The organism is Bacillus sp. SIMBA_074 (genome assembly GCF_046534555.1).
GTDB classification, from domain to species: Bacteria; Bacillota; Bacilli; order Bacillales; family Bacillaceae_G; genus Bacillus_A; species Bacillus_A mycoides.
On record NZ_JAWRYM010000003.1, the window covers coordinates 254,315 to 280,513 of the forward strand.

Below are 26,199 nucleotides of genomic sequence, written 5' to 3' on the forward strand. Positions count from 1 at the left end.
TAATAAAAGCTTCGGAATGCAACTATACCATATACGGTAAAAAGATAATAGCACCAATTACAGCAGCTATAATTGCAAATAATAAAACTGCCCCTGCTGCAACATCCTTTGCAATTTTTGCAACCGGATGAATATCGACGGTTGCTAAGTCTACTGTTTTTTCAATAGCCGTATTCACCATCTCTAAACTCATTACAATCCCTATCACAATAAGTACGACAATCCATTCCATTGTTGTAATATGGAAATAAAAGCCGCAGCATATAACGATGACTGCGGCTAAATAATGAATTTTCATATTTCGTTCATGACGAAGACAAAAGTATATACCAGCTATAGCATATCCAAAACTATCTAAAAGTTTTCCTGTTTTCATCGCCCTAATCCAAAGGCCTCTAAAATTTCTTTTTGTCTTCCAAACATTTCTTTCTCATCTTCTTCTGTCATATGATCATAACCAAGCAAATGCAAAAAGCCATGTAGTGCTAAAAACCCAAGTTCTCGATCAAAAGAATGTCCATATTCTTCAGCTTGTTCTTTTGCTCTTGGAATAGAAATAATAAGATCTCCTAACATACGCGGCATCTCTGCACCGACAATTTCCATTTCGCCTTCTCCCATTTCTTCCATAGCAAAAGAAATAACGTCCGTAGGCTGATCCTTATCTCGGTAATCACGGTTTATTTCACGAATACGTTCATTATCTACAAATGTAACCGATAATTCTGCGCCTTCTTCTATGTTCTCCATTTGGGCTGCTTTCTCTACTAAACCTCGAATCAAACTTATATATTCTTCTTTCACTTCTTCTGTTTCATCAATAAAATCAATTAATAAACTCATTCTTTCTCCTTTTCTTCCGGCGGTTCCGGATATGTAATACGGGAATGGAAAATACCATTTAACGTTTCACATAACGTTTTTCCAACGATTTGTAGTTCCTTAAATGTCAAATCACATTCACTAAATTGACCATCTTGCAGGCGATCTTTAATAATACTTTGCACTAAATTATTAATCTGATCTGGTGTTGGATGGTTCATCGAACGTACCGCCGCCTCCACACTATCAGCAATACCAACGATCGCCGACTCTTTAGAAGTTGCTTTTGATCCTGGATAGCGGAACATTTCCTCCGTATATTTCTCTTTATCTTCTTTAATCGCATTATAATAAAAATATTTAAGTAACGTTGTACCATGATGCTGTCCAGCAATATCGATAATTTCTTGAGGTATATGGTGTTCTTCTAACATTCTCACCCCATCGGTTACATGAGCAATTATAATATCTTTGCTCGTTACAGGGTCTAATCTATCATGCGGGTTTTCAATACCCATTTGGTTTTCAATAAAAAACTGTGGTTGTACCGTTTTCCCTACATCATGATAATACGCCCCTACACGCGCTAATACTCCATTTGCTCCAACTGCTTCACAAGCAGCTTCTGAGAGATTAGCTACCATTACACTATGGTGATATGTACCTGGTGCTTCTAATAAAATTTTGCGCACGAGCGGGTGATTCGGACTTGAAAGTTCCATCAATTTCATACTCGATACAATCCCAAGACCACTTTCTAAATACGGTAAAATCCCCATAGCTAGAACAGAAGAGATAATACCCGAAACAGCAGCCATTAATAATTGCACCCCAATTTCAAGAGGCGAAAAATTCCCGTTACGTAATAATAGCAAAGCCGCTAATACGACTACATTTAATACAGAAACGAGTATACCAGCTTGTAAAATCATCGTACGACGATTTTTTTCTCTCAAGAAAATACTAACTGATAATGAACTTAATAAAACATAAATCCCCACACTATAATTCAGTGTACTCGTTACACCTTCATTAAACATAATACTTCCGCATACAGAAAAGATCATACTCGTTAAAAATACAAATCGATCACCAATCATTAATTTTACAAGTATTGTTCCCATGGCAACTGGAACAACATACGCGATTCCTGCATACTCAAGTTTTTGAAACAAACTAATGATTTTCATTAAAACAATCGTGATAGACAAAATTGTAATATACGCTAAGACATACGGCCTATCTTCTCTTTTCCGCTGTAAAAACACTTCAAACTGCTTATGCATAAAGTACAATAGCACACCAATGAGTACCGCTAACCCAACATAGGGTTGAAAACTGTTCCCTTTTTCTAACAGGCCAACTAATTTCAACTGATTGTACATATCACTTGAAATCGTTTCACCTTCTCTAACAAGGACTTGCCCTTGAAGAATATAAACAGGTGGAACTAAATCTTCTTCCGCTTTTCTCTTCTCTTTTGTTAAGGTCGGATCATAAAAATAGTTTGCAGAAATCGCATATTTCCCTAACGCCTTAATAGATTCCTTTAAACCATTATCAACATTAACACTATTCATCTCACTTACATATCGTTCCTTCGCATCCTTCAATTCGTCCATTTTAACATGCTCAGTCATGATACTATTAATAGCTGTAACTGTTGCATCTTTCGCTAATACTAATTGGTTCGAATCTGCATTAATTAAGTTTAGTAAGTTTGAATCAGATAATTCTTTCGTTAAATCAGTAGGCAATTTTTTTTTCAACTTGTCCACTTTTTCAGCATCAGTAATCTTTTTTTGCTCATCCGGTCCAACCGCTTTAATCTCTTGTATCACTTCATCTACTTTAGCAAAGACGTCATTCACAATATCCACTTTATTTTGTTTATACTCACTTTTATATGTATATTGATCTTCAACTTTTGTAGCGGCTTCTTTTTTCTTTTTGTCCGTTGTAACTTTATCTTCAATTTTAATAGGAGAATGGATTGTTTTTTTCGCAATAGAATATGTTGTAACATCTAATTGCTCTGGTTTTACATTATTCATAAGTGCAAAAAACAGCACTGCTCCTAATAAAACGTAAGAAATCCAACTTAGTTTTTTCGAATGTTGTAAATTACGAAACCACTTAGAAATTTCTTGAGATCTTGACATGATTTCAATACCTTCTCCTCTCCAGAAATAAAGTGAAACTATTTATAGCTTTCATTTCTTCTAGGCAACGATACTTTTTGGACAACGTTTTTATCCACTATCACCTATAGTTCATTTCCCTCGTCTTTAATGATAGTAAAAAATATGCCACTCGCCAACCTTATCATACAAAAAGAAATGACCCTGACAAATAGGATCATTCCATTTTATCATATGCCTCAATAATACGTTGCACTAACGGGTGTCTCACAACGTCCGTTTGTTCCAATGTTATGAACGAAAGACCTGATACACCAGATAAAATATTAGCAGCAATAGAAAGACCTGACTTTACCCCTTTTGGCAAGTCTACCTGTGAGGGATCCCCCGTAATAACCATTTTAGAACTAAAACCTAATCGTGTTAAAAACATTTTTATTTGAACACCAGTTGTATTTTGCGCCTCATCTAATATAACAAATGAATCATCCAGAGTACGCCCTCTCATATAAGCAAGAGGTGCAATTTCAATTACACCACGTTCCATCATACGTTGTGTATATTCTTGTCCAAGAATATCATGTAACGCATCATATAGTGGACGTAAATACGGATCTACTTTTTCTTTCAAATCACCTGGTAAAAACCCTAAGCTCTCTCCAGCTTCTACAGCAGGTCTTGTTAAAATAATTTTCTTTACATACCCTTGCTTTAAAGCTCTCACAGCCATTACTACGGCTAAGTATGTTTTTCCTGTCCCAGCAGGTCCTATCCCAAATACAATATCATTCTTTTTCATTGCATGAATATATCGTCTTTGCCCCATCGTTTTCACACGAATGGATTTACCTTTTGCCGTTTTAAAAATTTCCTCTTCATATAATTCTTCGAATTGAGCAATTTTCCCTTGTTGCCCAAGCTGAATCGCATACGCAACATCTCTTTCCGAAATTGATACACCTTTACGGATAACAACAAGTAACTGTTGTAAGATTTTTTCTACGAGCACCACAGTTTCATCTGCCCCAGATACACGAACAGATTCTCCTCTAGTCACAATCGATACACTAAGTTCTCGTTCAATTACTTTTAAATGAGCATCATTTACCCCAAAAAGAGCGATTGCTTCGTTGGGATTTTCCAATTGTTGGTTCATTTCTACTAATTGTTCTGCCATTACTCAGTCTCCTTGAATATCGGATTCAGATATTGGTTGTGGCTCTGCAATATTTTCAATCACTGTATAATGTAATGTGACCTTTAGGTGATCCGCCTCAACCTCTTTACTCAAAATGTTATCACTTACAATCATAGCATGTTCATCCAATTTTTTCTTCAGTTCTTTTTCTGCCATTTCTTTCGCTACTTTCATTGCTTGTTTTTCGGTATATTCTCGGTTCGCTTCTTCCTCTTCTCGTACAATATCTTTCTCGTATGCAATTGGTAATGTAAATCCAAATAATTTCACATCATGTTTTACACTTTCAGTACGAGAGCGCTTATACTTATCCTGTAGAAATCCCCATATTTTTATTTTAGTACTCCCAAATTTAAGGAAATGTTCATTGTATGAATTACCAGTATACACTTGAAATTGTGTCTTTAACGGAACATCCACCTCAGATTTATACCACGTTTCTCCATATACAATCCCTTTAGCCGAAACAACTGTCGGATTCTCCTCATTACCATACATCCCGGATACGAGAAGTTGCCCCTTTTCCACATGGTCATTTTTCATGACAACCGGCTTCCCAACTTCCACAAATGTTTTTGTAATAATCCCTTCTTTTTTTGCTACTAAGTTTTGTGGCTGTTGTTCACTTTCTTTTTTCGGCTCATTTTTTTCAACAATCTTAAAATGATATGTTGTCCCTCTTATTTCTAATCCCGCCCAAGTAATCGCATTAATATTGTCTGTCAAATGACGTTGAACATCTTCTACACTCGGCATTTGGAATTGTAATTTACCTTTTTTTATACCCATTTTGTCCAATTCTTTCATCAATATATATTCTGTTTCAGGTTTTGCTCCTGTAATTTCAATTTTCCACACCATATTTGACAATGCGATCATTCCGAAAAAAAATATTAAAAACCCAATTAAAAATCCACTATTTTTAATTACACGCTTATTCCAAAAAGGAAAACCGTAACGTCCAATAAAATATAATTTACATTCATTTTTTCTATAAATTGGTTTTATCTTTTTCACATCTCGTAATAACATACAAAAAACTAACGTTTCATCAGCTATCTTCTTTACATCCCAAACGAGTAATTTCTTCCGCACACACTCGTTAACAAAGCGTTCCGCTCCTCTACCTTCAATTCGCACCTTTACATACCCAAGCCATTTTATAAACCATTTATTTTTCATCGACTATCTCCACTACCTTTCTAAAAGTAGATACACTACTTTTCAATTCGATTATCAAACTAGCTCGTACTAAAATTTTAATTAGCAGATTCCTTGGTCCTCACTAATTATTAACCTTCACGAGCCAGTTTTTTACGTGGAACTCAATTCCCACCTATCCTCTTTGTACGAACCGAATATTGAGGCCAGAACGTTACCGCCTGTTAATACAAGGTAACGAAGAAAAACTCCACAAACGGAAGTTTCTCCTCACTCCTCTTTCTTTTCATTTTCTAAAAACGTCACTTGTTCAATAATCCCTTCAAGCAACAGTTCTTCTGGAAGGATTGTTTTAATAACAAAGGATTGACCTTTAATTAATAATTGACCATGTTTCAATAGCAATCTTACCTCTTTATCTGAAAACACTAATAATCCTCGATGATTTTCTATATAGATATGTACTTGCCCAACAAGCGTGATCCGAGGTAGATCCATTAACACATCCACTGGCAGGTCTATTTGCTTCGTTAACCAATTCTTCATTTGTTCTATTTTTTTCATCTCAAAAGACCCCCTCTCATCCCATATGTATGAAAAAAGAGCTTGTAATATCACGTCCAAACTGAAAAAAGCATAAAAAAACGTCTCATACGAAATGAGACGCTTTTTTATGCTAATAGCTGGATAACCAGCTTATTCACAAGTGATCCGTCTGTTTTACCTTTTACTTTCGGCATAACAGCAGTCATCACTTTACCCATATCTGCTTTAGATGTAGCACCAACTTCAGAAATAACTTGCTTAATTATATCCGCTAGTTCTTCTTCTGTTAATTGCTCCGGCAAATATGCGCTTAAAATCTGAATTTCACTTTGCAGTTTATCAACAAGGTCTTCACGACCAGCTTTTTTAAATTCAAGGAGGGAGTCCTTATACTGTTTTACTTCACGAGCCAAAACTGTTAATTCCTCTTCTTCAGTAAGAGTATGTTGCAGTTTAATACCTTCATTTTGTAAAGCAGCCTTAACCATACGAATAACGGTTAATTTTTCTTTTTGTTTATTCTTCATCGCTTGTTTCATATCATCGTTTAAACGACCGAGAAGACTCATAACTTACACCCTCTCTTAGAACTTACGCTTTCTTGCCGCTTCAGATTTCTTCTTACGTTTTACACTTGGCTTTTCATAAAACTCGCGCTTTCTTGCTTCAGCAAGTGTACCAGTTTTAGAAACCGATCTTTTAAAACGGCGAAGTGCATCCTCCAAAGACTCGTTTTTACGAACGACTGTTTTTGACATTCTCTTTCCCTCCCTCCGAAACATCACACTTACATACTAATTTCAGCATGCAAAAAGAAACCCTTCTTCAGCATGTCTTTTACGATTATAATACATTTTATCACTTCAGGTCAACTATTTGGCAGAATAAAAGAAGAATAGATGCCCTTACCTGTTCAAAAGCTATGTAGATAGCTATTATCCTTTTCCCCTGAAGACAACTATATTTTTTATCATTACACCTTGTTTAATACAAGAAAGCATTAAATAACTACTCATTCAACGTACCTGCCTTTTCAGTACTTAACTTCTCCACACAAAAAAAAAAAAAGAAAGCATGCAAATCGTTTCCGTTTGCATGCTTTTTTATCCCGCTATTTGCCAGGACAGTAAGACCCCCACCTCAAAATTCAGCGAAAGCAAAGAACTTAGGCGGGGGTCAGGCTGATAATCAGCGGGGATGAACAACCCCCCCACTGATTAAAGTTTCATTTTATGCGCTTGCTGATTCTTTTTTTACATCATCTTCAAGAACACGAACAAACTGCGCTTCGTTATATGGATAACCAGCTTTTGTAATTTTCACTTTTACTAGCTTACCAATCAATTCTTCAGATCCTTCAAACACAATTTTTAAGTAATTATCTGTATAACCTACATATAAACCTTCACGGTCACCATCTTTAAATGTCTCTTCCGGAATGATTTCAAGTACTTCACCTTCAAATCTAGAAGCATACTCTTTCGCTAATTGATTTGATAGCTCAATTAGACGGTGAACACGATCGTTCTTCACGTCTTCAGGAACTTGATCTTCCATACGTGCTGCTGGAGTACCTGTACGTTTCGAATAAGGGAAAACGTGTAATTCAGAGAAACGATTCTCTTTAATGAAATTGTACGTTTCCATGAATTCCTCTTCTGTTTCGCCTGGGAATCCAACAATTACGTCTGATGTAATCGCAAGACCTGGTAACGCTTCTTTCAAACGATCTAAACGCTCTTGGAAAAATTCCATCGTATACTTACGGCGCATACGTTTCAATACAGTATTAGATCCTGACTGTAATGGAATATGCAAGTGACGTACAACTACTTCTGATTTATCTAACACTTCAATTACTTCATCAGAAATTTGACTCGCCTCAATAGAAGAAATACGAAGGCGTTTCAATCCGCCTACTTCCGCTTCCATATCGCGCAGTAATCCAGCTAAGTTATACTCTTTTATATCTTCACCGTACCCACCTGTATGAATACCTGTTAATACAATTTCTTTATAGCCAGCATCTACTAATTGCTGCGCTTGTTTAATAACTTCTTTTCCATCACGAGAACGCATTAAACCGCGCGCCCAAGGAATGATGCAAAATGTACAGAAATTATTACAACCTTCTTGTATTTTTAAAGATGCACGTGTACGGTCCGTGAAATATGGTACATCGAGCTCTTCATATACACGTGTTTTCATAATATTGCGGACAGCATTAATCGGTTGACGCTCTTTACGGAATTCTTCGATGTATCCTAACATCTTCTCACGATCTTGCGTACCAACAACAATATCTACACCTGGAATCGCCATAATTTCCGCTGGAGATGTTTGTGCATAACATCCAGTTACACAAATTACCGCATCTGGATTTTGACGTACAGCACGTCTAATTACTTGACGGCTTTTTTTATCTCCAGTATTCGTTACTGTACATGTGTTAATAACGTATACATCCGATTTTTTTTCATATTCAGTTCTTTCATAACCACCTTGTTTAAACAATTGCCAAATCGCTTCTGTTTCATAGTGGTTTACTTTACAACCTAACGTGTGGAACGCAACAGTTGCCATTGATTATCACCCCATCAATTCAAAATGATAAGAAGCGGCACTTAACGCATAAAGCGGAGCCGTTTCTGTTCTTAAAATCCTTGGTCCTAAACTACATGGTACAAATTTATGTTCACGAAGTGCGGTTATCTCTTCCTCCGCTAAACCGCCTTCTGGTCCAAATACAATCAGCAGCTTTTGGCCTGGTTTAATCGTCGCTAAAGCTTTCGCAAAATTAGATTTCTCACCTTGTTTCGCTTCTTCTTCATACGCAACAAGACAAACATCATACTCGCTACTCATCGACAGCAGTTGTTTAAATGATGAGGGAACGTGTACTTCTGGAATTTCACTTCTATGCGATTGTTCCGCAGCTTCTTTTACAATTTTTTTCAAACGCTCAACTTTTTTATCTGCTTTTTTCGCATCCCACTTTACAATAGATCGAGATGCTTGAAATGGTAAAAATGCAGCTGCCCCAAGCTCAGTTCCTTTTTGAAAAATTAACTCTAGCTTGTCTCCTTTCGGCAGTCCACTTGCAATCGTCACGAACACAGGAAGTTCGCTTGACGCCTCTACCCATTCTACAATAGTGGTATCCACAAATTCACTGGTAATTTCAGCAATTGAACACTCTGCTGTTTTACCATTTACACAGCAATAAATGTGGTCACCAGCTGACATACGCATCACTCTTGCGATGTGATGGACATCATCACCCATTATGCGAATACTTGTCTCATTTACATATTTCTCTTCTACAAAATAACGTTGCATATAATCACCTTAGTAGAGTTTCGTTCCTTTCGTAAGTCAACACTTACGAAAAGAACGAAACGTTATCATTTTCATATAACAAACGGCAAGTCCCTCACCTTATACGGTGAGAGACTCCCCTGTTCTTTATAGACTAAAATCTATATTACGCATTTCGTGCAATAATTGCTACCCAATCTTCCATTCGAAGTACTTCTTCAATTGAAAATCCAGCTGTTTCTAACGCTTCAGAAATTACTTTTTCTTTCGCCCCAATAATACCAGATGTAATAAATAATCCACCTGGCTTCACAACTCTCGCTGCATCTTCAGGGAATAGAAGAATAATTTCCGCTAGTAAATTTGCTACGATTAAATCAACCGGACCTTCAATACCTTCTAATAGACTATTCTGTCCAACATTGACAATGTCATCTGTTTTATTTAAGCGCACATTCATTTCTGCACTTTCAACTGCAACTGGGTCTAAATCATACGCTTGAACAGAAGCCGCACCTAATTTTGCCGCAGCAATACTAAGTACCCCCGAACCTGTCCCCACATCAATCACAGTATCACCTGGCTGAACCGTTTTTTCTAACGCACGAATACACATCGTCGTTGTTGGATGTGTCCCTGTACCAAACGCCATACCTGGATCTAATTCAATAATTTTTTCATCTGGAGAAGACGGTGTATACTCTTCCCACGTCGGCACAATTGTGAATGTATCAGAAATTTGAACTGGATGATAATACTTCTTCCAAGCAGTAGCCCAATCTTCCTCATCGACTTCATTAATTGTAATAGTTCCTTTACCAATTTCGATGTCGAAAGATGGTAGTGCATCAATAGATGATTTTACACCTGCAACCGTTTCGTGTAAAGAATCCGTTTGTGGGAAATATGCTTTTACCAAAACACCCTCACTTGGATATTCATCTGGGTTAAGTGCATAAATCTCACCGTATTGTTGCTTGCGCTCTTTCGTCAACTCCGCTGGGTCCTCAATCGCAACCCCGCTAGCGCCTGCTTCATGCAAAATATGAGAGACAGCTTCTACTGCTTCTTCTGTTGTATGAATACTAATTTCTGACCATTTCACAATTTACCAACTCCATTTTTTATTTCCATTATTCCCCTTTAAAAGCACGTTTAAGCTTTCTGAATAAGCTATCATCCTGCTCTTCTTGCCCTGCAAATTCACGCAATAAATCTTTTTGATGTGAAGTTAATTTCGTCGGCACAACAACACGAACGACTACATATTGATCTCCTTGACCATATCCACGTACGTTCGGAGCACCTTTTCCTTTTAAGCGGAATTCTGTTCCTGTTTGTGTTCCTGCTGGAATTTTCAGCTTCACTTTGCCATGAACGGTAGGAACTTCTACTTCCGCACCAAGTGCCATTTGCGCAAATGTTATTGGCATTTCGCAAATAATGTGATCCCCTTCGCGTTCAAAGAATTCATGATTTCTCACATGAACAACAACATATAAGTCACCTGCCGGTCCGCCATTTACGCCTGCTTCACCTTTTCCAGATACACGAATTTGTTGACCATTATCGATACCCGCTGGAATTTTAACATTGATTTTTTTACGTTTACGAACTTTACCAGAACCATGGCATGTCGTACATTTCTCTTTAATCATTTGACCTGTTCCTGAACAATGTCCACAAGCTTGACGGTTTACAATACGCCCAAATGGTGTATTTTGTTCTACACTTACTTGCCCTGATCCTGAACAATGTTTACATGTTTCTTTTGAAGTCCCTGGTTTTGCTCCACTACCCTTACAAGTATCACATGGATCCTCCACTGGAATCTCAACGTTTAATTCTTTACCAAAAATAGCTTCTTCAAACTCTAAAGTAACTTGATATTGTAAATCAGCACCTTGACGTGGAGCATTTGGATCACGACGTCTTCCGCCGCCACCGCCAAAGAATGAACTAAAGATATCTTCGAAACCGAAGCCACCGCCGAAGTCTCCTCCGCCACCGAAACCTTGATTCGGACCCGCGTGACCAAATTGATCATACTGCGCGCGTTTTTGATCGTCACTTAATACTTCGTATGCTTCTTGTACTTCTTTAAACTTTTCAATTGCATTTTCTTCTTTACTTACGTCTGGATGGTACTTTTTAGCCAAACGACGATACGCTTTTTTAATTTCATCTTTTGAAGCGCCCTGGCTAAGTCCAAGGACCTCATAATAGTCTCGTTTATTCATAAATTTACAACCCCCGAATCTTTCACATAAACGTAATTTTAACACCGAAAGAAAGTGCTTTGCAACAAAGTTTCCTCACTTACAGTATGCAAAATAAAAAACTTAAGATCCTCACACATTTCTTCTTATTCGTGAAAAAAGCCAAAGCCAAGGCACGCTTGACTTTGACTTTTTGTCATCTTACTTATTTTATTTCACTGTATTACTTGTCTTCTTTTACTTCTTCAAACTCAGCGTCTACTACATTATCTTTTTTCGCGCCAGCGTCTTGTGCTCCTTGTGCACCTTCTGCTTGCCCTGCAGCCGCTTGAGCTTGCTCGTATAATTTAACAGTTAATTGTTGTACGATTTCTTGAAGAGCATCTTTTTTCACACGGATTTCTTCAAGTTCGTTTTTCTCGATTGCCGCTTGTAATGCTTCTTTCGCTTCCGTTGCTTTCGCTACTTCAGCTGCATCTACTTTACCTTCTAAATCTTTTACAACTTTGTCTGTTTGGAATACAAGTTGGTCAGCTTCGTTACGAAGTTCAACTTCTTCCTTACGTTTTTGGTCAGCATCAGCATTTGATTCAGCTTCTTGTACCATACGATCTACTTCTTCATCAGAAAGACCTGAAGAAGATTGGATTGTAATAGTTTGCTCTTTGCTTGTACCTAAGTCTTTTGCACGTACGTTAACGATACCGTTCGCATCAATATCGAATGTTACTTCGATTTGTGGAATTCCACGTGGTGCTGGCGGAAGGTCTGTTAATTGGAAACGACCTAACGTTTTGTTGTCAGCTGACATTGGACGCTCACCTTGTAGTACGTGAATGTCTACCGCTGGTTGGTTATCAGCAGCTGTTGAGAATACTTGTGACTTACTTGTCGGAATTGTAGTGTTACGCTCGATTAGTTTCGTGAACACACCGCCCATAGTTTCGATACCTAAAGAAAGTGGAGTTACGTCTAATAATAGAACGCCCTCTACATCACCAGTAAGTACGCCACCTTGAACTGCAGCACCTAATGCTACAACTTCATCTGGGTTTACACCTTTGTATGGCTCTTTACCAGTTTCACGTTTAATTGCTTCTTGTACAGCTGGGATACGAGTAGATCCACCAACAAGGATAACTTTATCTAATTCGCTTGGAGCAAAACCAGCGTCTTTTAATGCACGACGAGTTGGCTCTAATGTTCTTTCAACAAGACCAGCTGAAATTTCTTCGAATTTAGCTCTTGTTAACGTTAATTCTAAGTGTAATGGGCCAGCAGCTCCAGCACTAATGAATGGTAATGAAATTTGTGTTTGTGTTACACCAGAAAGATCTTTCTTCGCTTTTTCAGCTGCATCTTTCAGACGTTGAAGTGCCATTTTATCTTGGCTTAAATCAATGCTATTTTCTTTTTTGAATTCAGCTACTAAATGATCGATGATAACTTGGTCAAAGTCATCTCCACCAAGACGGTTGTCACCAGCAGTTGAAATAACTTCGAATGTGCCGTCTGCTAACTCAAGGATAGATACATCAAATGTACCGCCACCTAAGTCATATACTAAGATTTTTTGCTCTTCATCTTGCTTTTCTAAACCGTAAGCAAGTGCTGCCGCTGTTGGTTCGTTAATGATACGCTCAACTTCTAAACCAGCGATACGACCAGCATCTTTCGTTGCTTGACGCTCAGCATCGTTGAAGTATGCAGGTACTGTAATAACAGCTTTCGTTACTGTTTCACCTAAGTATGCTTCAGCAGAAGCTTTTAAGTTTTGTAAAATGATTGCAGAAATTTCTTGAGGTGTAAAATCTTTACCTTCAACTTCTACTTTGTAGTCTGTACCCATATGACGTTTAACAGACATGATTGTATTTGGGTTTGTAATTGCTTGACGCTTCGCAACTTCCCCAACTTGACGCTCTTCATTTTTGAAAGCTACAACAGAAGGTGTTGTACGATTTCCTTCTGGATTTGGGATAACCTTTGGTTCTCCACCTTCCATAACAGCTACACAAGAGTTTGTTGTACCTAAGTCAATACCGATAATTTTACTCATGGCGAATCCTCCTACTTTTATGTAAATTATTGATTTACTTTTACCATTGATGGGCGAATCACACGGTCTTTTAGTTTATAACCTTTTTGGAATTCTTCAACTACCGCGTTTGATTCAAATTCACTGTCTTCCACTTGCATAATAGCTTGGTGTTCATTCGGATCAAACTGTTTACCAACAGCTTCAATCGCTTCAACACCTTCCTTAGTCAACGCTTCTAGCAATTGACGATGCACCATTTCCATACCTTGTAACAAGGATTGCGTTTGCTCGTCAGTCGCTTCCACTTGCATCGCTCTTTCAAAATTATCAAGAGCTGGCAAAATATCTGAAACTAGACTTTGTGCTCTATATTTATCAGCAGCCTGTTTATCCATTTGGACACGGCGCTTATAATTTTCAAAATCAGCTTGTAGACGTAATGTGCGACCTTCCGTTTCCGTTAGTTTCGCTTGTAACTCATCTACTTTTTCTTGTAAAAGAGCAGCCTCACTTTTTTCTTCTACAGTTTTTTCACTGTTTTCTGGCGTGACAGCTTCTTCAACTTGCGCTTCTTTCACTTCTTCTACCACTTGTTCGTTACGCTCTTCCACAATTTTCACCTCCTTAAAAGGTATTAGGTATCATGCTTAGCATGATTACCTAAGCATTATATATTACACACAGCAATGAAAATTTCATCACTTGAGCGAATGTATTACTCTCATTTACTTTTTAAGTCCGTCTGTAAATTGTCTTGTAAATAACTGCAGTAAACTAATTACACGAGAGTATTGCATTCTCGTCGGACCTAAAATTGCAATTGTTCCAAGTTGCTCTTCTCCAATCGAATACGTTGCAGAAATCAAACTGCAATCCTCCATTGCCGTAGAAGAATTTTCTCTACCAATTTTCACTTGAATTCCGACTTGTTTATGACGCAAAATGTCATAAAACGCAGCCTCATTATCGATCATCGTCAGCAAAGATCTTACTTTGTGAATGTCATGGAACTCTGGTTGCGAAAGCATATTTGCTTTTCCTCCAAAGTATATCTTTTCCGATAAAGGGACTTGAAATGTACCATCTAACATTTTTATTGCACTATCGTAATTATGAACATACCCACGCAAGACTGTAACAATCTCTTTAAAGATTTTATTATGAAGTTCTGCCATAGGTATACCAGATAGCTTTTCATTTAAAATATTAACCATTTTTTCTAAATCTGATAAATCAACAGATTCCGGAACGGTAATCGTTTTACTTTGCACATGCCCTGTATCTGTTACAATAATAGCGACTGCTGTTTGACGATCAAGCGGTACAATTTGTACATTTTTAAGTTTATTTGTGCTCAATTTGGGACCAAGAACAATGGCCGTATAATTCGTAAGCTCTGATAAAATTTGAGCTGATTGTTGTGCAATTTTTTCTGCTTCAAAAATTCTTTCAGCAAATAAATCTTTAATTTGTACAATTTCATCGGTCGGTAAGTTTTGCGGCGCTAAAAGATGGTCTACATAAAATCGGTATCCTTTTTCAGAAGGAACACGCCCAGAAGAACTATGCGTTTTTTCAATAAATCCTAATTCTTCTAAATCAGCCATTTCATTTCGAATAGTAGCTGGACTAAACGTAATTTCATCTTTCTTAGCCAACGTCCTCGAACCAACTGGTTGCGCTGATCCAATAAAGTCATCAACAATTGTTTGTAAAATTAAGAGCTGACGTTCCGTAAGCATCTCATCATCACCTCTGTTAGCACTCTTTGTCTTCGAGTGCTAAATCTATTAATAACTTACCAAAATTGACATTCAATTGTCAACGGAAACGTCACGAAATAACAAAAAATTTTCGCGCTTATGGCACATTTAATTAATCAATCAAAAATGACTGGAATACTTCATTCCCTAATAGCTTCCCTTTCCTCGTTAAACAAACATGTCCATCTCTGTTTTCAAGTAATCCTTGTTCTTGATTACTTTGTAACTGCTTTGCAAAAACATGGTCCATCTCCACATTAAATTTCTTTTGGAATTCTAACTTAGAAACACCTTTTGTTTTTCGAAGTCCTAAGAACAACTCTTCTTCCATTTTTTCTTTCTCTGTCACTGGGTGAACATCTAAATATGGAAATCCTGTCTCATCAATTTTAGTGAAATATTGCTTGAGCGGACCTACATTTTGAATTCGTTCCCCGTTCACATAACTATGCGCTCCAGCTCCAAATCCATAATACTCTTCATTATTCCAGTATGTGAGATTATGTCTACTTTCATTATTACCTTTTGAGAAGTTACTAATCTCATACTGGTTATAACCATGTTTCTCCATTTCATCCATTACTATTTCGTACATTTTCGCTTCATGGTCTTCACCTGGAAGTCTTAATTTCCCTTTATTCATTAAGTTATAAAACACGGTTTTCGGTTCCACAATTAAGGAATATGCCGAGAAATGTTGTACACCAAGCGTAAAGGCAATGTCTAATGTTTCCTTTACATCTTCTATCGTCTGTCCTGGCAGAGCATAAATTAAATCTACATTAATATTTGTAAAACCGACTTCCTGCGCTTCTCGAATCGCTACGAATGCATCTTCTCTCGTATGTCTGCGTCCAATCTTCTCAAGCAGCTCATCACGAAACGTTTGCACACCAAAACTAATTCGGTTTACTCCACCTTCTAGCAATACGTTCAACTTCTCTTTCGGTAAATCACCTGGATTCGCTTCAAATGTTAATTCACAATTCGGCGCAAATGGACGCAAACGACGGTTAATGATGTCGAGTAGTTTTTTTGTTTGCTCCATATTTAAAGCTGTCGGAGTTCCTCCGCCAACAAAAATCGTTTTCATACTTTCAAACGGTACTTTTTGAACCGTATTTATTATTTCTTTCTCTAAATATTGTAAGTATTGATCAACCGGTTGGCGTTCAATAAATACTTTATTAAAATCACAATAGTGACAAATATGCTGACAAAATGGAATATGAATATATGCAGCTTGTACCAAATATAACTCCTACCTTTCTAAAAAGAAAACCTCCGCACTCCGGAGGATTCTTTACTTCTCTACTGTATTACGGATTTGTTCCATTCGCATTTTTCCCCAATCATACATCATTTCAACGATCGGTAAAAGCGACATACCTAATTCCGTCATATAGTACTCAACACGCGGAGGAATTTCCGGGTATACCGTTCGATTAACAATCCCGTCCTCCATTAACTCTTTCAATTGATTTGACAAAACTTTATGAGAAATGCTCGGGAACAGACGTTGCAATTCACTAAAACGATGCGGACCTTCCACACCTAAGTGCCACAATATCACAACTTTCCACTTCCCACTAATTATAGAAAGCGTCAGTTCCTTTTCGCAATTAAAATTACCTTTTTGTATTTTCTCTCGAATATCTTTTCGAATATTTTCGGACATTAATAGTCTCCTAACTCTATATCAATCACTAAAAAGCTCTCTCACTATTGTAAATGAGAGATGATAAGATGTCTAAAAAGTAGCATATAAAAAAGAAGCCGAACGAACGGCTTCTACTTTTATCACGATTGGTGCGGGCTAATAATTAGCGAAGAATAGAAAAATCTCCACTAATTATAGTTCACTCCATTAGTTATCATCCATTTTCAGTACAGCCATGAATGCTTCTTGCGGCACTTCTACAGAACCAACAGACTTCATACGTTTTTTACCTTCTTTTTGCTTATCAAGAAGTTTACGCTTACGAGAAATGTCACCACCGTAACATTTTGCAAGTACGTTTTTACGCATCGCCTTAATTGTAGAACGAGATACAACTTTATTTCCGATAGTCGCCTGAATTGGCACTTCAAACTGTTGTCTTGGAATTAATTTCTTTAATTTCTCTACAATTACTTTACCACGGTCATACGCTGAATCACGATGTACAATAAATGATAAAGCATCCACTTGTTCATTATTTAAAAGAATATCCATTTTCACAAGTTTAGATGGTTTATAACCAATTAACTCGTAGTCAAATGATGCATATCCTTTCGTATTTGATTTCAATTGATCGAAGAAATCATATACGATTTCTGATAACGGGATTTCATATGTCAATGTAACACGTGTTTCATCTAAATATTGCATATCAATAAACGTTCCACGTTTCCCTTGGCAAATTTCCATTACAGCTCCAACATAGTCATTCGGAACCATAATTGCAGCCTTCACAAACGGCTCTTCTACACGATCGATAGTCTGTGGATCTGGCATATTAGATGGATTATCAACAATAAAATCTTCACCGTTTGTTAAATACACTTTATAAATAACACTTGGCGCTGTTGTAATTAAGTCAATCTTGAATTCACGTTCAATACGTTCTTGAATAATCTCCATGTGAAGAAGCCCTAAGAAACCACAACGGAAACCAAAACCTAAAGCTTGAGATGTTTCAGGCTCAAATTCAAGAGCAGAATCATTCAATTCTAGTTTTTCTAACGCATCACGTAAGTCGTTATAACGTGCAGAATCGATTGGATATAAACCACAGAATACCATTGGGTTTAATTTTCGATACCCTTTTAACGGCTCTGCAGCCGGACGTTTCGCATGTGTGATCGTATCACCTACGCGTGTATCACCTACGTTTTTAATAGATGCCGCTAAGAAACCTACATCACCTACTGTTAACTCGTCACGTTGCGTCGTTTTCGGTGTAAACACACCTACTTCTGTTACTTCAAATTCTTTTCCAGTTGCCATCATACGTACTTTATCGCCAACTTTTACCGTTCCATTTACAACACGGATATATGCAATTACACCACGGTACGGATCATATAAAGAATCGAAAATCATACATTGTAACGGCTCTTCTGAATCACCTGTTGGAGCTGGTACCTTTTCAACGATTTGTTCTAAAATATCTTCAATACCAATGCCAGCTTTCGCTGAAGCAAGTACAGCTTCCGATGCATCTAAACCAATTACATCTTCTACCTCTTGACGTACGCGTTCTGGGTCTGCACTTGGTAAGTCGATTTTATTAATAACTGGTAAGATTTCTAAATTATTATCAAGCGCTAAATATACGTTCGCTAATGTTTGCGCCTCAATTCCTTGCGCTGCATCCACTACAAGAATTGCACCTTCACAAGCCGCTAAACTACGAGATACTTCGTACGTAAAATCGACGTGTCCTGGAGTATCGATTAAGTGAAGAATATACTCTTCACCGTCTTTCGCTTTATACGTTAGTTGTACTGCATTTAATTTAATTGTAATACCACGCTCACGCTCCAACTCCATAGAGTCAAGCAATTGCGCCTTCATTTCGCGCTGTGCCAACGCGTTTGTTTTCTCCAAAATACGGTCTGCCAACGTTGATTTCCCGTGGTCAATGTGAGCAATGATGGAGAAGTTACGAATTTTGGACTGTCTTTTTGCTCTTTCTTCTTTATTCATCTATGTTCTCAACTCCTAATAGTCTCGCCAATATACACTAGCACTGATTATATCAATAGAGCAGCAAAGATTCAATGAAAACTCGTGCTGCTTACAATACAAATCACTCTATCTATATCTTATGCGAACAAACCATAAGAGACAAACCTTTTTCAAATTAAAAGACAGCTCTCTTACAAACATAAGACAACCATCCTTCCCGCTACCCTTAACTAAAAATTCCTTTTATTGCCCCAACAACTATATCCGTTCCAAACTTTGTCATATCACGAGCAACACTTGCTATCGCCATACCGATACCTTCTACAACATTAAAACTTCTTAAGCTTTCTAACTGTTTTTGTTTTTCAATAGCCGAAAACGTCTCTCCCGAAATTTCCGATTCAGCCCCAGCGCCTTCTGTTCCTGTCATATGAGCAATTTGTTCATATGACAGCTGACGATATCCCTTCATACTTTTTAGACCATGATTAGCGAGTCCCACTCCAGCTATCATCATAAGCAAACATAAGACTGTACCGCATATACATAACAGCGTAAATTGACTCAAGCTATTTCTGCCTCTTTCCATCAATGTGTATATGCCCCTGTATTATCCTGATCAATCTGATGATGCAGCGCTGCATTTAAACCGCTGGCTATTACATTTGCCATATCCTCAATAAACGCATCTACTTCTTTTGGAGTTACCATTAAATTATGACCAAGAGGAGATAATACTTCATAAATTAACTTTCTCTTTTCTTCTTCTTCTAACGTACCAATAGCTCCTAAAAACATATTTCGACTCTTTTCATCTGGCATATCTTCTTCTGTTAATTTTTTCTTTTCTCCAAATGTAAAACCTGCTGGCAATAAAGAGCGTGACGGTTTGTTTCCTTCTTTCAGTTCCCGGCCAAAATGTTTCAAAATAAAATCAATTGTATCACTCGTAATCGAAACAGCATCTACCACAGTTGGCACACCAATTGCGATAACAGGAATACCTAATGTTTCTTTACTTAGTTCCTTACGCTTATTCCCAACACCAGATCCTGGATGAATTCCTGTATCAGAAATTTGTATCGTACTATTTACTCGTTCAATAGAACGCGCAGCTAATGCATCAATTGCGATGACAAAGTCTGGTTTTGTCTTCTCAATAATTCCGTAAATGACATCGCTCGTTTCAATCCCTGTAATTCCCATTACCCCTGGACGAATGGCACTAACAGGTCTAAACCCCTCTTCCACACTTTCAGGCTGCAATTTAAACAAATGTCTCGTCACCAATACGTTCTCTACGACTATCGGTCCGAGTGCATCCGGCGTTACATTCCAATTCCCAAGACCTACGATTAAACAACTCGCTTCTTTTGAAACTCCAACCTCTTCTAAGAAATAAGAGAATTCTTTTGCAAAAATACGCTCTACCTTTTGCTGAAGTTCCGTATCTTGTTGTCGTATACCTTGCACCTCAAGAGTTAAATAACTTCCAGGTTTTTTCCCCATCGACTCAGATGCAATTTCATCAATAGTTACTTTTGTAATTGTAACTCCCTCTTCTTCCCTCTCTTTTACAATAACTCCCTGTATCCCTTTTTGTTCTTCTTGGCGCTCTTGTAGCATTTGGTGCGCCTCTACAGCAAGGTCAGTTCTAACACTATATTTACTTAAATCTAATGGTTCTTTCATCGTATCTCCTCCGTAATTCATAGTAAATATCGTTAGATTTCCCCAAGTTATATTAGGTCATTCTTTCCTTTACGTGAAATTTCATTGATATACTATTGCAATTCTCTTCACCGTTTGATAAAATATCACTTGTTCTATGTAAGAATCGAGTCATTCGATTGCACCAGGGAGGTGAAAAGTATGGCAAACATCAAATCTGCTATCAAACGCGCTAAACTTAGCGAAGAGCGTCGTTCACATAACGCTTCTATCAAGTCTGACATGCGTACTGCTGTTAAAACTGTAGAAACTTTAGTTACTAATAACGATCTTGAAAATGCTAAAGAAGCTTTCAAAACTGCTTCTAAAAAACTTGACAAAGCAGCTCGTAAAGGTCTTATCCACCAAAACGCTGCAGCTCGTCAAAAATCTCGCTTAGCGAAACAAGTAAACGCGTAAGGCGTTTAAAAAAACGATCCATTCGGATCGTTTTTTATATACACAAAAAAGTTCACGTACTAAGTACGTGAACTTTTTTGTGTCACTACATATGATTTAACCGCATTAAGAAAAACTCAAGCACAAGTTTCTTATCCATCTTTCCAGTCTTCATACTATAATCAGCTTCCGCCAATTCTATAATAACTTTTTTTAATTCTTCAAAAGAGAAAAACTTCGTTTGATTCATCGCCAACTTTACCCGGTACGGATGTACACCAATATGGGACGCGATTTGATTTTGTCCGTAACCACGCTGTTGCAACTCTTTCACTTGATGTAGCAAGCGGAACTGACTTACTAATAAAGCGAGCAGTTTAATCGGTTCTTCCTGCTGTGTAAATAATCCGTCTAAAATTTGCATCGCACCAGCGATATCTTTTTTCACCACTTTTTCTGTTAAAGCAAACACGTTTTGCTCAACAGATTTCGGCACAAGTTCCGTGACAAGTTTTGGCGTAATTTCTCCGCCCATACCGACGTATAACGTTAACTTGTCCATTTCCTTCGCCAACATTGTTACATTACTTCCCACAAGCTCTAACAATAAACTAACAGCTACATTATCAATATGCACATGCACCTCATCCGCACGAGAAACAATCCACTTCTGAACATCCTGCACTTGCATCGCATTTGCTTCTATTACATCCGCTGTTTTCTTTAATAGTTTTGTAATTTTTTTTCGTTCGTCTAATTTTTCATAAGGCGCAACAAAAACAAGAATAGAAAAAGGAGATGGCTCCCCAATATATTCTTCTAAAATTTTTATATTTTGTTCTAACTTTTCTTTTTGTGCCGTTAAAAATAGTGGTGATTTTATTAATATAACTTTACGCTCTCCAAAAAAAGGAAGCGTATGCGCATCCTCAACTACATCTTCTAAATACGCTTCTTCCAAATCGTATGTCACAACATTAAACTCTCGATCTTCCTCTTCAAGCGCTTCCGTTGTAATAAGCTTTATCGTTTCATTTATAAAATAGGCTTCCGTTCCATACAGTACATACAACGGAGCGAACTGTTTCTTTTTAATCTTCTTATGTATATCACTCATATTTTTTCCTACTCCCTAACTTGGCAATATATATTTATACTAATGCCCTAGCTTTTGTTTTACAAGTACAAAGGGACGGTCTTTATAACCCGCCCCTTTATTTATATAAAACGCCACGCAATAAGCCCCGGATTTCTTATTGGTGTGCGGTAATCACCTTCCCTTTATTATTTACAATAATAATCTTAGTATAAGTGCCAACTGTTAACATGATTGGAAATGAAAAATTCACGCTACTTAACTAACTAGAAAAAGTATAAAAATACTCTATTTCACTTCATATGGAAATTGTAGATTTTTTTCTGACAATATTTTATACTAAAATGGAATGTTGGGGAGGGATTCTAAATGAATGATTTTGAACAAAACGTTCAAAGTAAACGCAATGACGCTATTGATTCAGGGGTAGGATTTATCGTCTCATTTGGTTTTTTCGCAACACTTTTCATTATTGCAACTGTTATTAAATTCATCGGTTCTTAAAGGCTGCTGCTTAACGGCAGTCTTCTTTTTTTCATCTTCTATGTGTTTCATCATATGTGATTTTACTTTGAAAGGTTCCTTTTTCTCCATTAAAAACATAGGAAATAGCACCTTGCTTATCCGTACGCCATATATCAATACCCCTCTTCTTAAAACGCTCTATAACTTCCTTATGCGGGTGCCCATACCTATTACGCTCCCCCACAGAAATAATCGCTACAGCAGGCTGTACAAGGCTTAAAAATGGATCTGTAGACGATGTTTTACTCCCATGGTGGGCAACTTTTAAAATATTAGCCCGCAAATCAGGATATGTTGATACTATAAACTTTTCTCCTTCTTCTTCTAGATCACCCGTAAATAGCCATGTTAGTCCCCCTAGTCTGGCCCATAGTACAATCGAAGAGTCATTTTCTCCCTTTTCTTTCCCCTTTGGAGCTAATACGAAAAATTCCGCTTCATTTACCCTCCAACCTTCCCCTTCTCCTACTACACTTATCTTCATGCTCTTTTCTAACGCCTTTTTCTTCACCACTTTTTCCAATACAGCATCTTGTTCCTTTCTCCCAAATACAACTTCTTTTACAATAATAGATGACAGCAAATCCAGCGCAGCACCTATATGATCCGCATCTCCGTGCGTTACAATTAATTTATCAATCGTTTTTATACCTTCTTTTTGTAAAAAAGGAACAAGAATATCATGCCCAACAGAAAATTCATGCTTTTTCTGTTGCCACGCTTCCTTCTTGACAGAAAGGGCTCCTCCTGTATCAATAAGATAAACCTCTTTATCGTACGGAAGACGAATTAATATCGCATCTCCCTGTCCAACATCAAGAAATGTAACACTCCCACTTTCGCGAAAATATGGATATACATAATGACAAGTACTAATAAAAAGAAACACACCCACAACTATGCACAAAATTTTTTTCGTTATTACCCTTTCCCAAATCACAAATATACTAACGATACTAAAACAATATATAGCCACAAGAAATAAAGGAGTTTGACCAAAAGTAAGTCGGATGAAAGGGAAACTTTCACAGTAACTTAGAAAATCATTAGAAATGGTTAAACATAGTGAAAGTACATATGCAATTCCTTTTGCGAAAAATGGAATAACCGGCATACATATAAGAATAATGATGCTACACGGCAATACAATAATGGATAGAAAAGGAACATATGTAAGATTGAGGAAAATGCTATAAGGAGAAAAATAACCAAAATGATATAACAAGATGGGGGTACTAGCGAGCTGTGAAATTATAGAAATGTAAATAGAATTTCGAACTATCCCATTACTACGCCCTAATAATATTGGCGCAGATAGTAGTAAAGAAAAACTACCTACAAATGAAAATTGAAATCCAATGTTGAAAATAAGATACGGATCGTATATAAGCATACATATAGCCGTTATACTTAAGGCGTCTAGACTAGATAAGCGAACAGAGCATATGAAAGCTACCAATAATAAAACTCCTGTTATAGAAGCCCTCACAACAGATGGCGACGCTCCCGCTATAATCATATACAGAGGAATGCAAACTATAAGGCATACTGTTGCTATCTCTTTCGTCACACCACTTCTTAGCAAAACAAAATACATTATAACCATTAATAATACGATATGCGATCCTGAAATTGCTAACAAATGTATAAGACCAAATTGTTGATATTGCTCTTCTACTTCAAACGTCATTTGTTGTTGATCTCCAAATAATAATGCGTTCATAAATGCACCTGATTGTTCCGGGAACATTTCTGTAACTTTCGAGATTGTTTGTTGCCTGAGAAGGAAAATCCATTGCACGAGTGACAACGATGTTTTTTGACATTCAGAAATGTATGTCACATCAAATATAAAATGTATTTTTTGCTGATATAAATAATTACGATAATCAAAAACATGAAAATTCCGGGCAGTTTGTGGTTCTTTCACCTCCCCTTTAAATGTACACGATATACCTGCATGTAATTGTTGCAACTGCTTCTTTTCCGAAGCAGATTGTATTTTATAATTTAACTGCACTAAGTTTTTATTCTGATCTTCAATTTGAAAAGAGAGACGATCCCCATTAATTAGAGGTGTATTTTGCACGACCCCTCGTGTAACTTCATAGGAATCCCCTAGCGGCTTATTTAGACTCTGAACATACGTGGTGTACATAACGCCACTAAAACACGCTATTATACAAAATATGAAGGTTTTACACGAAGTACGATACAAACAAAATAAAACATAACAAACGAAACAACAAGCAGCCAATAAATGCGATGCGGAAAAGGTAATTGCAATCCCAATTATAAACGAGATTGCAACATAGCCCCATTGCCCATTCAACTCATACTCACTCCTTATAGCATCATTTTTGCTTTAGTGAATACACGCTGTAATTCTTCCATTGATAAATTATCTTTTTCTAAAGCTGCGAATAATTCCTTTAGCTGTAAATGACGCTCTTGTTCCTCTAGCGATGTAATATCGTATTCTAGCGGAACGTGCTTTACTGTTACACTCGCTTGTTCAAATAACTCTACGGCATACGGATGATTTTTATAGTCCTGTGCATAATAAACCGCTGTAACACCACTTTGAATAATCGCCTTACAGCACTGCAAACAAGGAAAATGTGTGACATAAATTTCCGCTTCCTCTGTTTTTGCACCAAATTTCGCACATTGCAATAAAGCATTCATTTCAGCATGAATTGTACGAACGCAATGATTATCAATGACATAGCAACCATCGTCTATACAATGCACACCACCTTTAATTGAACCGTTATATCCACCAGCAATAATTCGTTTATCACGAACGATTGTCGCTCCTACCGCAAGCCTTGTACATGTACTACGTAAAGATAGTAGATGGCTTTGCGTCATAAAATATTGATCCCATGAAATTCGTTCCATATTTTTCACCTTCTTTTTTGTCTACTTGTAGTGTAGCGAAAAAAGAAAAACTTCGTCAATCTTTTATGGAATAATAATTTGATCTTTTATTTTCTCTAAAGACTTCGCACCAATCCCATCAATTTCTAATAAATCTTCTATTTTCTGAAACGGACCATGTTCTTCTCGGTATTTCAAAATACTTTCCGCTTTCCGAGAACCAATGCCTGTTATTTTTTCAAGTTGCTCTTTAGAAGCTGTATTTATTTGCACTTTACCCTCGCTTTTTGAAAAAGTAGCCCCTTCTTGCACTGGCTCATTCTTGTTAGGAACATACAGAAGCATTTGGTCTTGGACCATTTGCGCCAAATTCACTTTCTTCACATCTGCATCCGGCAACAAACCACCAGCTTTTTCAACCGCCTCCTTCACCCGGTCCCCTTCCTTCATTTCATACACACCCTCTTTAAAAACCGCCCCTTTCACATCAATTATAATTATTTTTTTCTGCTCCTTTGTATCCAATACTTTCGGTTTACTTTTTTTCTCCACATCTTTTACTTGAACTTCCGTTGTAATGAGCGATCGCTCTGTTTGCTGATTCGTTTTCCAGAAAAAAAGAAAAATCAAAGTGCCAATAATAACCACTAATCCCAACCATTTTTTCGGAAAATCCCACATCATTTTACACCTCTAATCATAAA

At 37.2% G+C, this 26,199-nt stretch carries 26 protein-coding genes; 2 read left to right on the top strand and 24 right to left on the bottom strand.

Annotated elements, in window-relative coordinates:
- Positions 1–22 precede the first annotated feature (22 nt).
- The 20 genes from SB773_RS05990 to gpr all read right to left on the bottom strand — a co-directional run bounded on the left by SB773_RS05990 (position 23) and on the right by gpr (position 20,574).
- The gene (locus tag SB773_RS05990) at positions 23–376 is read right to left on the bottom strand and encodes a diacylglycerol kinase family protein (protein WP_002143170.1); all 354 of its coding nucleotides are present in this window, start codon (positions 374–376) and stop codon (positions 23–25) included.
- On the bottom strand, positions 373–843 hold the full coding sequence (gene ybeY / locus SB773_RS05995) for an rRNA maturation RNase YbeY (RefSeq protein ID WP_002165062.1): 471 nt from the start codon (positions 841–843) through the stop codon (positions 373–375). The genes SB773_RS05990 and ybeY overlap by 4 nt, the downstream gene beginning before the upstream one ends.
- On the bottom strand, positions 840–2,984 hold the full coding sequence (locus tag SB773_RS06000; RefSeq protein ID WP_016120818.1) for an HD family phosphohydrolase: 2,145 nt from the start codon (positions 2,982–2,984) through the stop codon (positions 840–842). The genes ybeY and SB773_RS06000 overlap by 4 nt, the downstream gene beginning before the upstream one ends.
- A 196-nt stretch (positions 2,985–3,180) precedes the next feature.
- Positions 3,181–4,140: a PhoH family protein gene (locus tag SB773_RS06005; protein ID WP_002015189.1), complete on the bottom strand. Its 960-nt coding sequence runs from the start codon at positions 4,138–4,140 to the stop codon at positions 3,181–3,183.
- A 3-nt stretch (positions 4,141–4,143) separates the two neighbouring features.
- A complete protein-coding gene (gene yqfD, locus SB773_RS06010; protein ID WP_002143171.1) occupies positions 4,144–5,343 on the bottom strand; it encodes a sporulation protein YqfD in 1,200 nt (399 codons plus the stop codon).
- A gap of 249 nt (positions 5,344–5,592) precedes the next feature.
- The gene (yqfC, locus tag SB773_RS06015) at positions 5,593–5,886 is read right to left on the bottom strand and encodes a sporulation protein YqfC (protein WP_002067170.1); all 294 of its coding nucleotides are present in this window, start codon (positions 5,884–5,886) and stop codon (positions 5,593–5,595) included.
- A 107-nt stretch (positions 5,887–5,993) separates the two neighbouring features.
- Entirely contained in the window at positions 5,994–6,437 is a 444-nt protein-coding gene (locus tag SB773_RS06020) for a GatB/YqeY domain-containing protein (RefSeq protein ID WP_000054578.1), read from the bottom strand.
- A 15-nt stretch (positions 6,438–6,452) separates the two neighbouring features.
- On the bottom strand, positions 6,453–6,626 hold the full coding sequence (rpsU, locus tag SB773_RS06025) for a 30S ribosomal protein S21 (protein ID WP_000048061.1): 174 nt from the start codon (positions 6,624–6,626) through the stop codon (positions 6,453–6,455).
- 472 nt (positions 6,627–7,098) lie between these two features.
- The gene (gene mtaB, locus SB773_RS06030) at positions 7,099–8,451 is read right to left on the bottom strand and encodes a tRNA (N(6)-L-threonylcarbamoyladenosine(37)-C(2))-methylthiotransferase MtaB (RefSeq protein ID WP_002015193.1); all 1,353 of its coding nucleotides are present in this window, start codon (positions 8,449–8,451) and stop codon (positions 7,099–7,101) included.
- Between the two features lie 6 nt (positions 8,452–8,457).
- Entirely contained in the window at positions 8,458–9,207 is a 750-nt protein-coding gene (locus SB773_RS06035) for a 16S rRNA (uracil(1498)-N(3))-methyltransferase (RefSeq protein WP_002015195.1), read from the bottom strand.
- Positions 9,208–9,352: 145 nt separating this feature from the next.
- Entirely contained in the window at positions 9,353–10,291 is a 939-nt protein-coding gene (prmA, locus tag SB773_RS06040) for a 50S ribosomal protein L11 methyltransferase (protein WP_002067162.1), read from the bottom strand.
- A 28-nt stretch (positions 10,292–10,319) separates the two neighbouring features.
- Positions 10,320–11,426, bottom strand: a complete 1,107-nt coding sequence (gene dnaJ / locus SB773_RS06045; protein ID WP_002015197.1) for a chaperone protein DnaJ — start codon at positions 11,424–11,426, stop codon at positions 10,320–10,322.
- A 202-nt stretch (positions 11,427–11,628) separates the two neighbouring features.
- Positions 11,629–13,464, bottom strand: coding sequence for a chaperone protein DnaK (gene dnaK, locus SB773_RS06050; protein WP_002015198.1), 1,836 nt, complete (start codon positions 13,462–13,464; stop codon positions 11,629–11,631).
- 26 nt (positions 13,465–13,490) lie between these two features.
- On the bottom strand, positions 13,491–14,057 hold the full coding sequence (grpE, locus tag SB773_RS06055) for a nucleotide exchange factor GrpE (protein WP_002165061.1): 567 nt from the start codon (positions 14,055–14,057) through the stop codon (positions 13,491–13,493).
- A gap of 114 nt (positions 14,058–14,171) precedes the next feature.
- On the bottom strand, positions 14,172–15,188 hold the full coding sequence (gene hrcA, locus SB773_RS06060; protein WP_002034070.1) for a heat-inducible transcriptional repressor HrcA: 1,017 nt from the start codon (positions 15,186–15,188) through the stop codon (positions 14,172–14,174).
- Positions 15,189–15,321: 133 nt separating this feature from the next.
- Positions 15,322–16,461: a radical SAM family heme chaperone HemW gene (gene hemW / locus SB773_RS06065; protein WP_137076040.1), complete on the bottom strand. Its 1,140-nt coding sequence runs from the start codon at positions 16,459–16,461 to the stop codon at positions 15,322–15,324.
- A 51-nt stretch (positions 16,462–16,512) separates the two neighbouring features.
- Entirely contained in the window at positions 16,513–16,887 is a 375-nt protein-coding gene (locus tag SB773_RS06070; RefSeq protein ID WP_410588987.1) for a winged helix-turn-helix transcriptional regulator, read from the bottom strand.
- A 189-nt stretch (positions 16,888–17,076) separates the two neighbouring features.
- Positions 17,077–18,900 carry an elongation factor 4 gene (gene lepA, locus SB773_RS06075; protein ID WP_002034072.1) on the bottom strand — a complete coding sequence of 608 codons (1,824 nt, stop codon included), beginning with the start codon at positions 18,898–18,900 and terminating at the stop codon, positions 17,077–17,079.
- A gap of 208 nt (positions 18,901–19,108) precedes the next feature.
- Positions 19,109–19,471, bottom strand: coding sequence for a DUF3679 domain-containing protein (locus tag SB773_RS06080; protein WP_063607626.1), 363 nt, complete (start codon positions 19,469–19,471; stop codon positions 19,109–19,111).
- The gene (gene gpr, locus SB773_RS06085) at positions 19,471–20,574 is read right to left on the bottom strand and encodes a GPR endopeptidase (protein WP_002088693.1); all 1,104 of its coding nucleotides are present in this window, start codon (positions 20,572–20,574) and stop codon (positions 19,471–19,473) included. Before gpr ends, SB773_RS06080 begins: the two co-directional genes overlap by 1 nt.
- A gap of 180 nt (positions 20,575–20,754) precedes the next feature.
- Between gpr and rpsT the strand changes: the two genes are divergently transcribed.
- A complete protein-coding gene (gene rpsT / locus SB773_RS06090; RefSeq protein WP_002088694.1) occupies positions 20,755–21,012 on the top strand; it encodes a 30S ribosomal protein S20 in 258 nt (85 codons plus the stop codon).
- Between the two features lie 85 nt (positions 21,013–21,097).
- Here the strand turns inward: rpsT and holA are convergent, their stop codons facing one another.
- A complete protein-coding gene (holA, locus tag SB773_RS06095; protein WP_060751070.1) occupies positions 21,098–22,108 on the bottom strand; it encodes a DNA polymerase III subunit delta in 1,011 nt (336 codons plus the stop codon).
- A 348-nt stretch (positions 22,109–22,456) separates the two neighbouring features.
- On the opposite strand from holA, the gene SB773_RS06100 reads away from it, so the two are divergent.
- Positions 22,457–22,591, top strand: a complete 135-nt coding sequence (locus SB773_RS06100; protein ID WP_000997609.1) for a YqzM family protein — start codon at positions 22,457–22,459, stop codon at positions 22,589–22,591.
- Between the two features lie 31 nt (positions 22,592–22,622).
- Here SB773_RS06100 and SB773_RS06105 read toward each other — a convergent pair whose 3' ends face one another.
- From SB773_RS06105 to SB773_RS06115, 3 genes are all read right to left on the bottom strand, one after another.
- Entirely contained in the window at positions 22,623–24,944 is a 2,322-nt protein-coding gene (locus SB773_RS06105; protein WP_410588991.1) for a DNA internalization-related competence protein ComEC/Rec2, read from the bottom strand.
- A gap of 14 nt (positions 24,945–24,958) precedes the next feature.
- On the bottom strand, positions 24,959–25,516 hold the full coding sequence (locus SB773_RS06110) for a ComE operon protein 2 (protein WP_002088698.1): 558 nt from the start codon (positions 25,514–25,516) through the stop codon (positions 24,959–24,961).
- Between the two features lie 63 nt (positions 25,517–25,579).
- A complete protein-coding gene (locus SB773_RS06115; RefSeq protein ID WP_002034076.1) occupies positions 25,580–26,179 on the bottom strand; it encodes a helix-hairpin-helix domain-containing protein in 600 nt (199 codons plus the stop codon).
- Positions 26,180–26,199 lie beyond the last annotated feature (20 nt).

What these genes read in the sequence shown, in the direction of transcription:
- SB773_RS06080 (WP_063607626.1), bottom strand. Translation starts at nt 19,471, where the DNA reads ATGGAAAGAGGCAGAAATAGCTTGAGTCAATTTACGCTGTTATGTATA.
- dnaK (WP_002015198.1), bottom strand. Translation starts at nt 13,464, where the DNA reads ATGAGTAAAATTATCGGTATTGACTTAGGTACAACAAACTCTTGTGTA.
- SB773_RS06100 (WP_000997609.1), top strand. Translation starts at nt 22,457, where the DNA reads ATGAATGATTTTGAACAAAACGTTCAAAGTAAACGCAATGACGCTATT.
- yqfC (WP_002067170.1), bottom strand. Translation starts at nt 5,886, where the DNA reads ATGAAAAAAATAGAACAAATGAAGAATTGGTTAACGAAGCAAATAGAC.
- SB773_RS06070 (WP_410588987.1), bottom strand. Translation starts at nt 16,887, where the DNA reads ATGTCCGAAAATATTCGAAAAGATATTCGAGAGAAAATACAAAAAGGT.
- hrcA (WP_002034070.1), bottom strand. Translation starts at nt 15,188, where the DNA reads ATGCTTACGGAACGTCAGCTCTTAATTTTACAAACAATTGTTGATGAC.
- SB773_RS06005 (WP_002015189.1), bottom strand. Translation starts at nt 4,140, where the DNA reads ATGGCAGAACAATTAGTAGAAATGAACCAACAATTGGAAAATCCCAAC.
- SB773_RS06020 (WP_000054578.1), bottom strand. Translation starts at nt 6,437, where the DNA reads ATGAGTCTTCTCGGTCGTTTAAACGATGATATGAAACAAGCGATGAAG.
- rpsT (WP_002088694.1), top strand. Translation starts at nt 20,755, where the DNA reads ATGGCAAACATCAAATCTGCTATCAAACGCGCTAAACTTAGCGAAGAG.
- ybeY (WP_002165062.1), bottom strand. Translation starts at nt 843, where the DNA reads ATGAGTTTATTAATTGATTTTATTGATGAAACAGAAGAAGTGAAAGAA.
- dnaJ (WP_002015197.1), bottom strand. Translation starts at nt 11,426, where the DNA reads ATGAATAAACGAGACTATTATGAGGTCCTTGGACTTAGCCAGGGCGCT.
- mtaB (WP_002015193.1), bottom strand. Translation starts at nt 8,451, where the DNA reads ATGGCAACTGTTGCGTTCCACACGTTAGGTTGTAAAGTAAACCACTAT.
- SB773_RS06115 (WP_002034076.1), bottom strand. Translation starts at nt 26,179, where the DNA reads ATGATGTGGGATTTTCCGAAAAAATGGTTGGGATTAGTGGTTATTATT.
- yqfD (WP_002143171.1), bottom strand. Translation starts at nt 5,343, where the DNA reads ATGAAAAATAAATGGTTTATAAAATGGCTTGGGTATGTAAAGGTGCGA.
- SB773_RS05990 (WP_002143170.1), bottom strand. Translation starts at nt 376, where the DNA reads ATGAAAACAGGAAAACTTTTAGATAGTTTTGGATATGCTATAGCTGGT.
- SB773_RS06110 (WP_002088698.1), bottom strand. Translation starts at nt 25,516, where the DNA reads ATGGAACGAATTTCATGGGATCAATATTTTATGACGCAAAGCCATCTA.
- lepA (WP_002034072.1), bottom strand. Translation starts at nt 18,900, where the DNA reads ATGAATAAAGAAGAAAGAGCAAAAAGACAGTCCAAAATTCGTAACTTC.
- SB773_RS06035 (WP_002015195.1), bottom strand. Translation starts at nt 9,207, where the DNA reads ATGCAACGTTATTTTGTAGAAGAGAAATATGTAAATGAGACAAGTATT.
- gpr (WP_002088693.1), bottom strand. Translation starts at nt 20,574, where the DNA reads ATGAAAGAACCATTAGATTTAAGTAAATATAGTGTTAGAACTGACCTT.
- rpsU (WP_000048061.1), bottom strand. Translation starts at nt 6,626, where the DNA reads ATGTCAAAAACAGTCGTTCGTAAAAACGAGTCTTTGGAGGATGCACTT.
- SB773_RS06000 (WP_016120818.1), bottom strand. Translation starts at nt 2,984, where the DNA reads ATGTCAAGATCTCAAGAAATTTCTAAGTGGTTTCGTAATTTACAACAT.
- holA (WP_060751070.1), bottom strand. Translation starts at nt 22,108, where the DNA reads ATGAGTGATATACATAAGAAGATTAAAAAGAAACAGTTCGCTCCGTTG.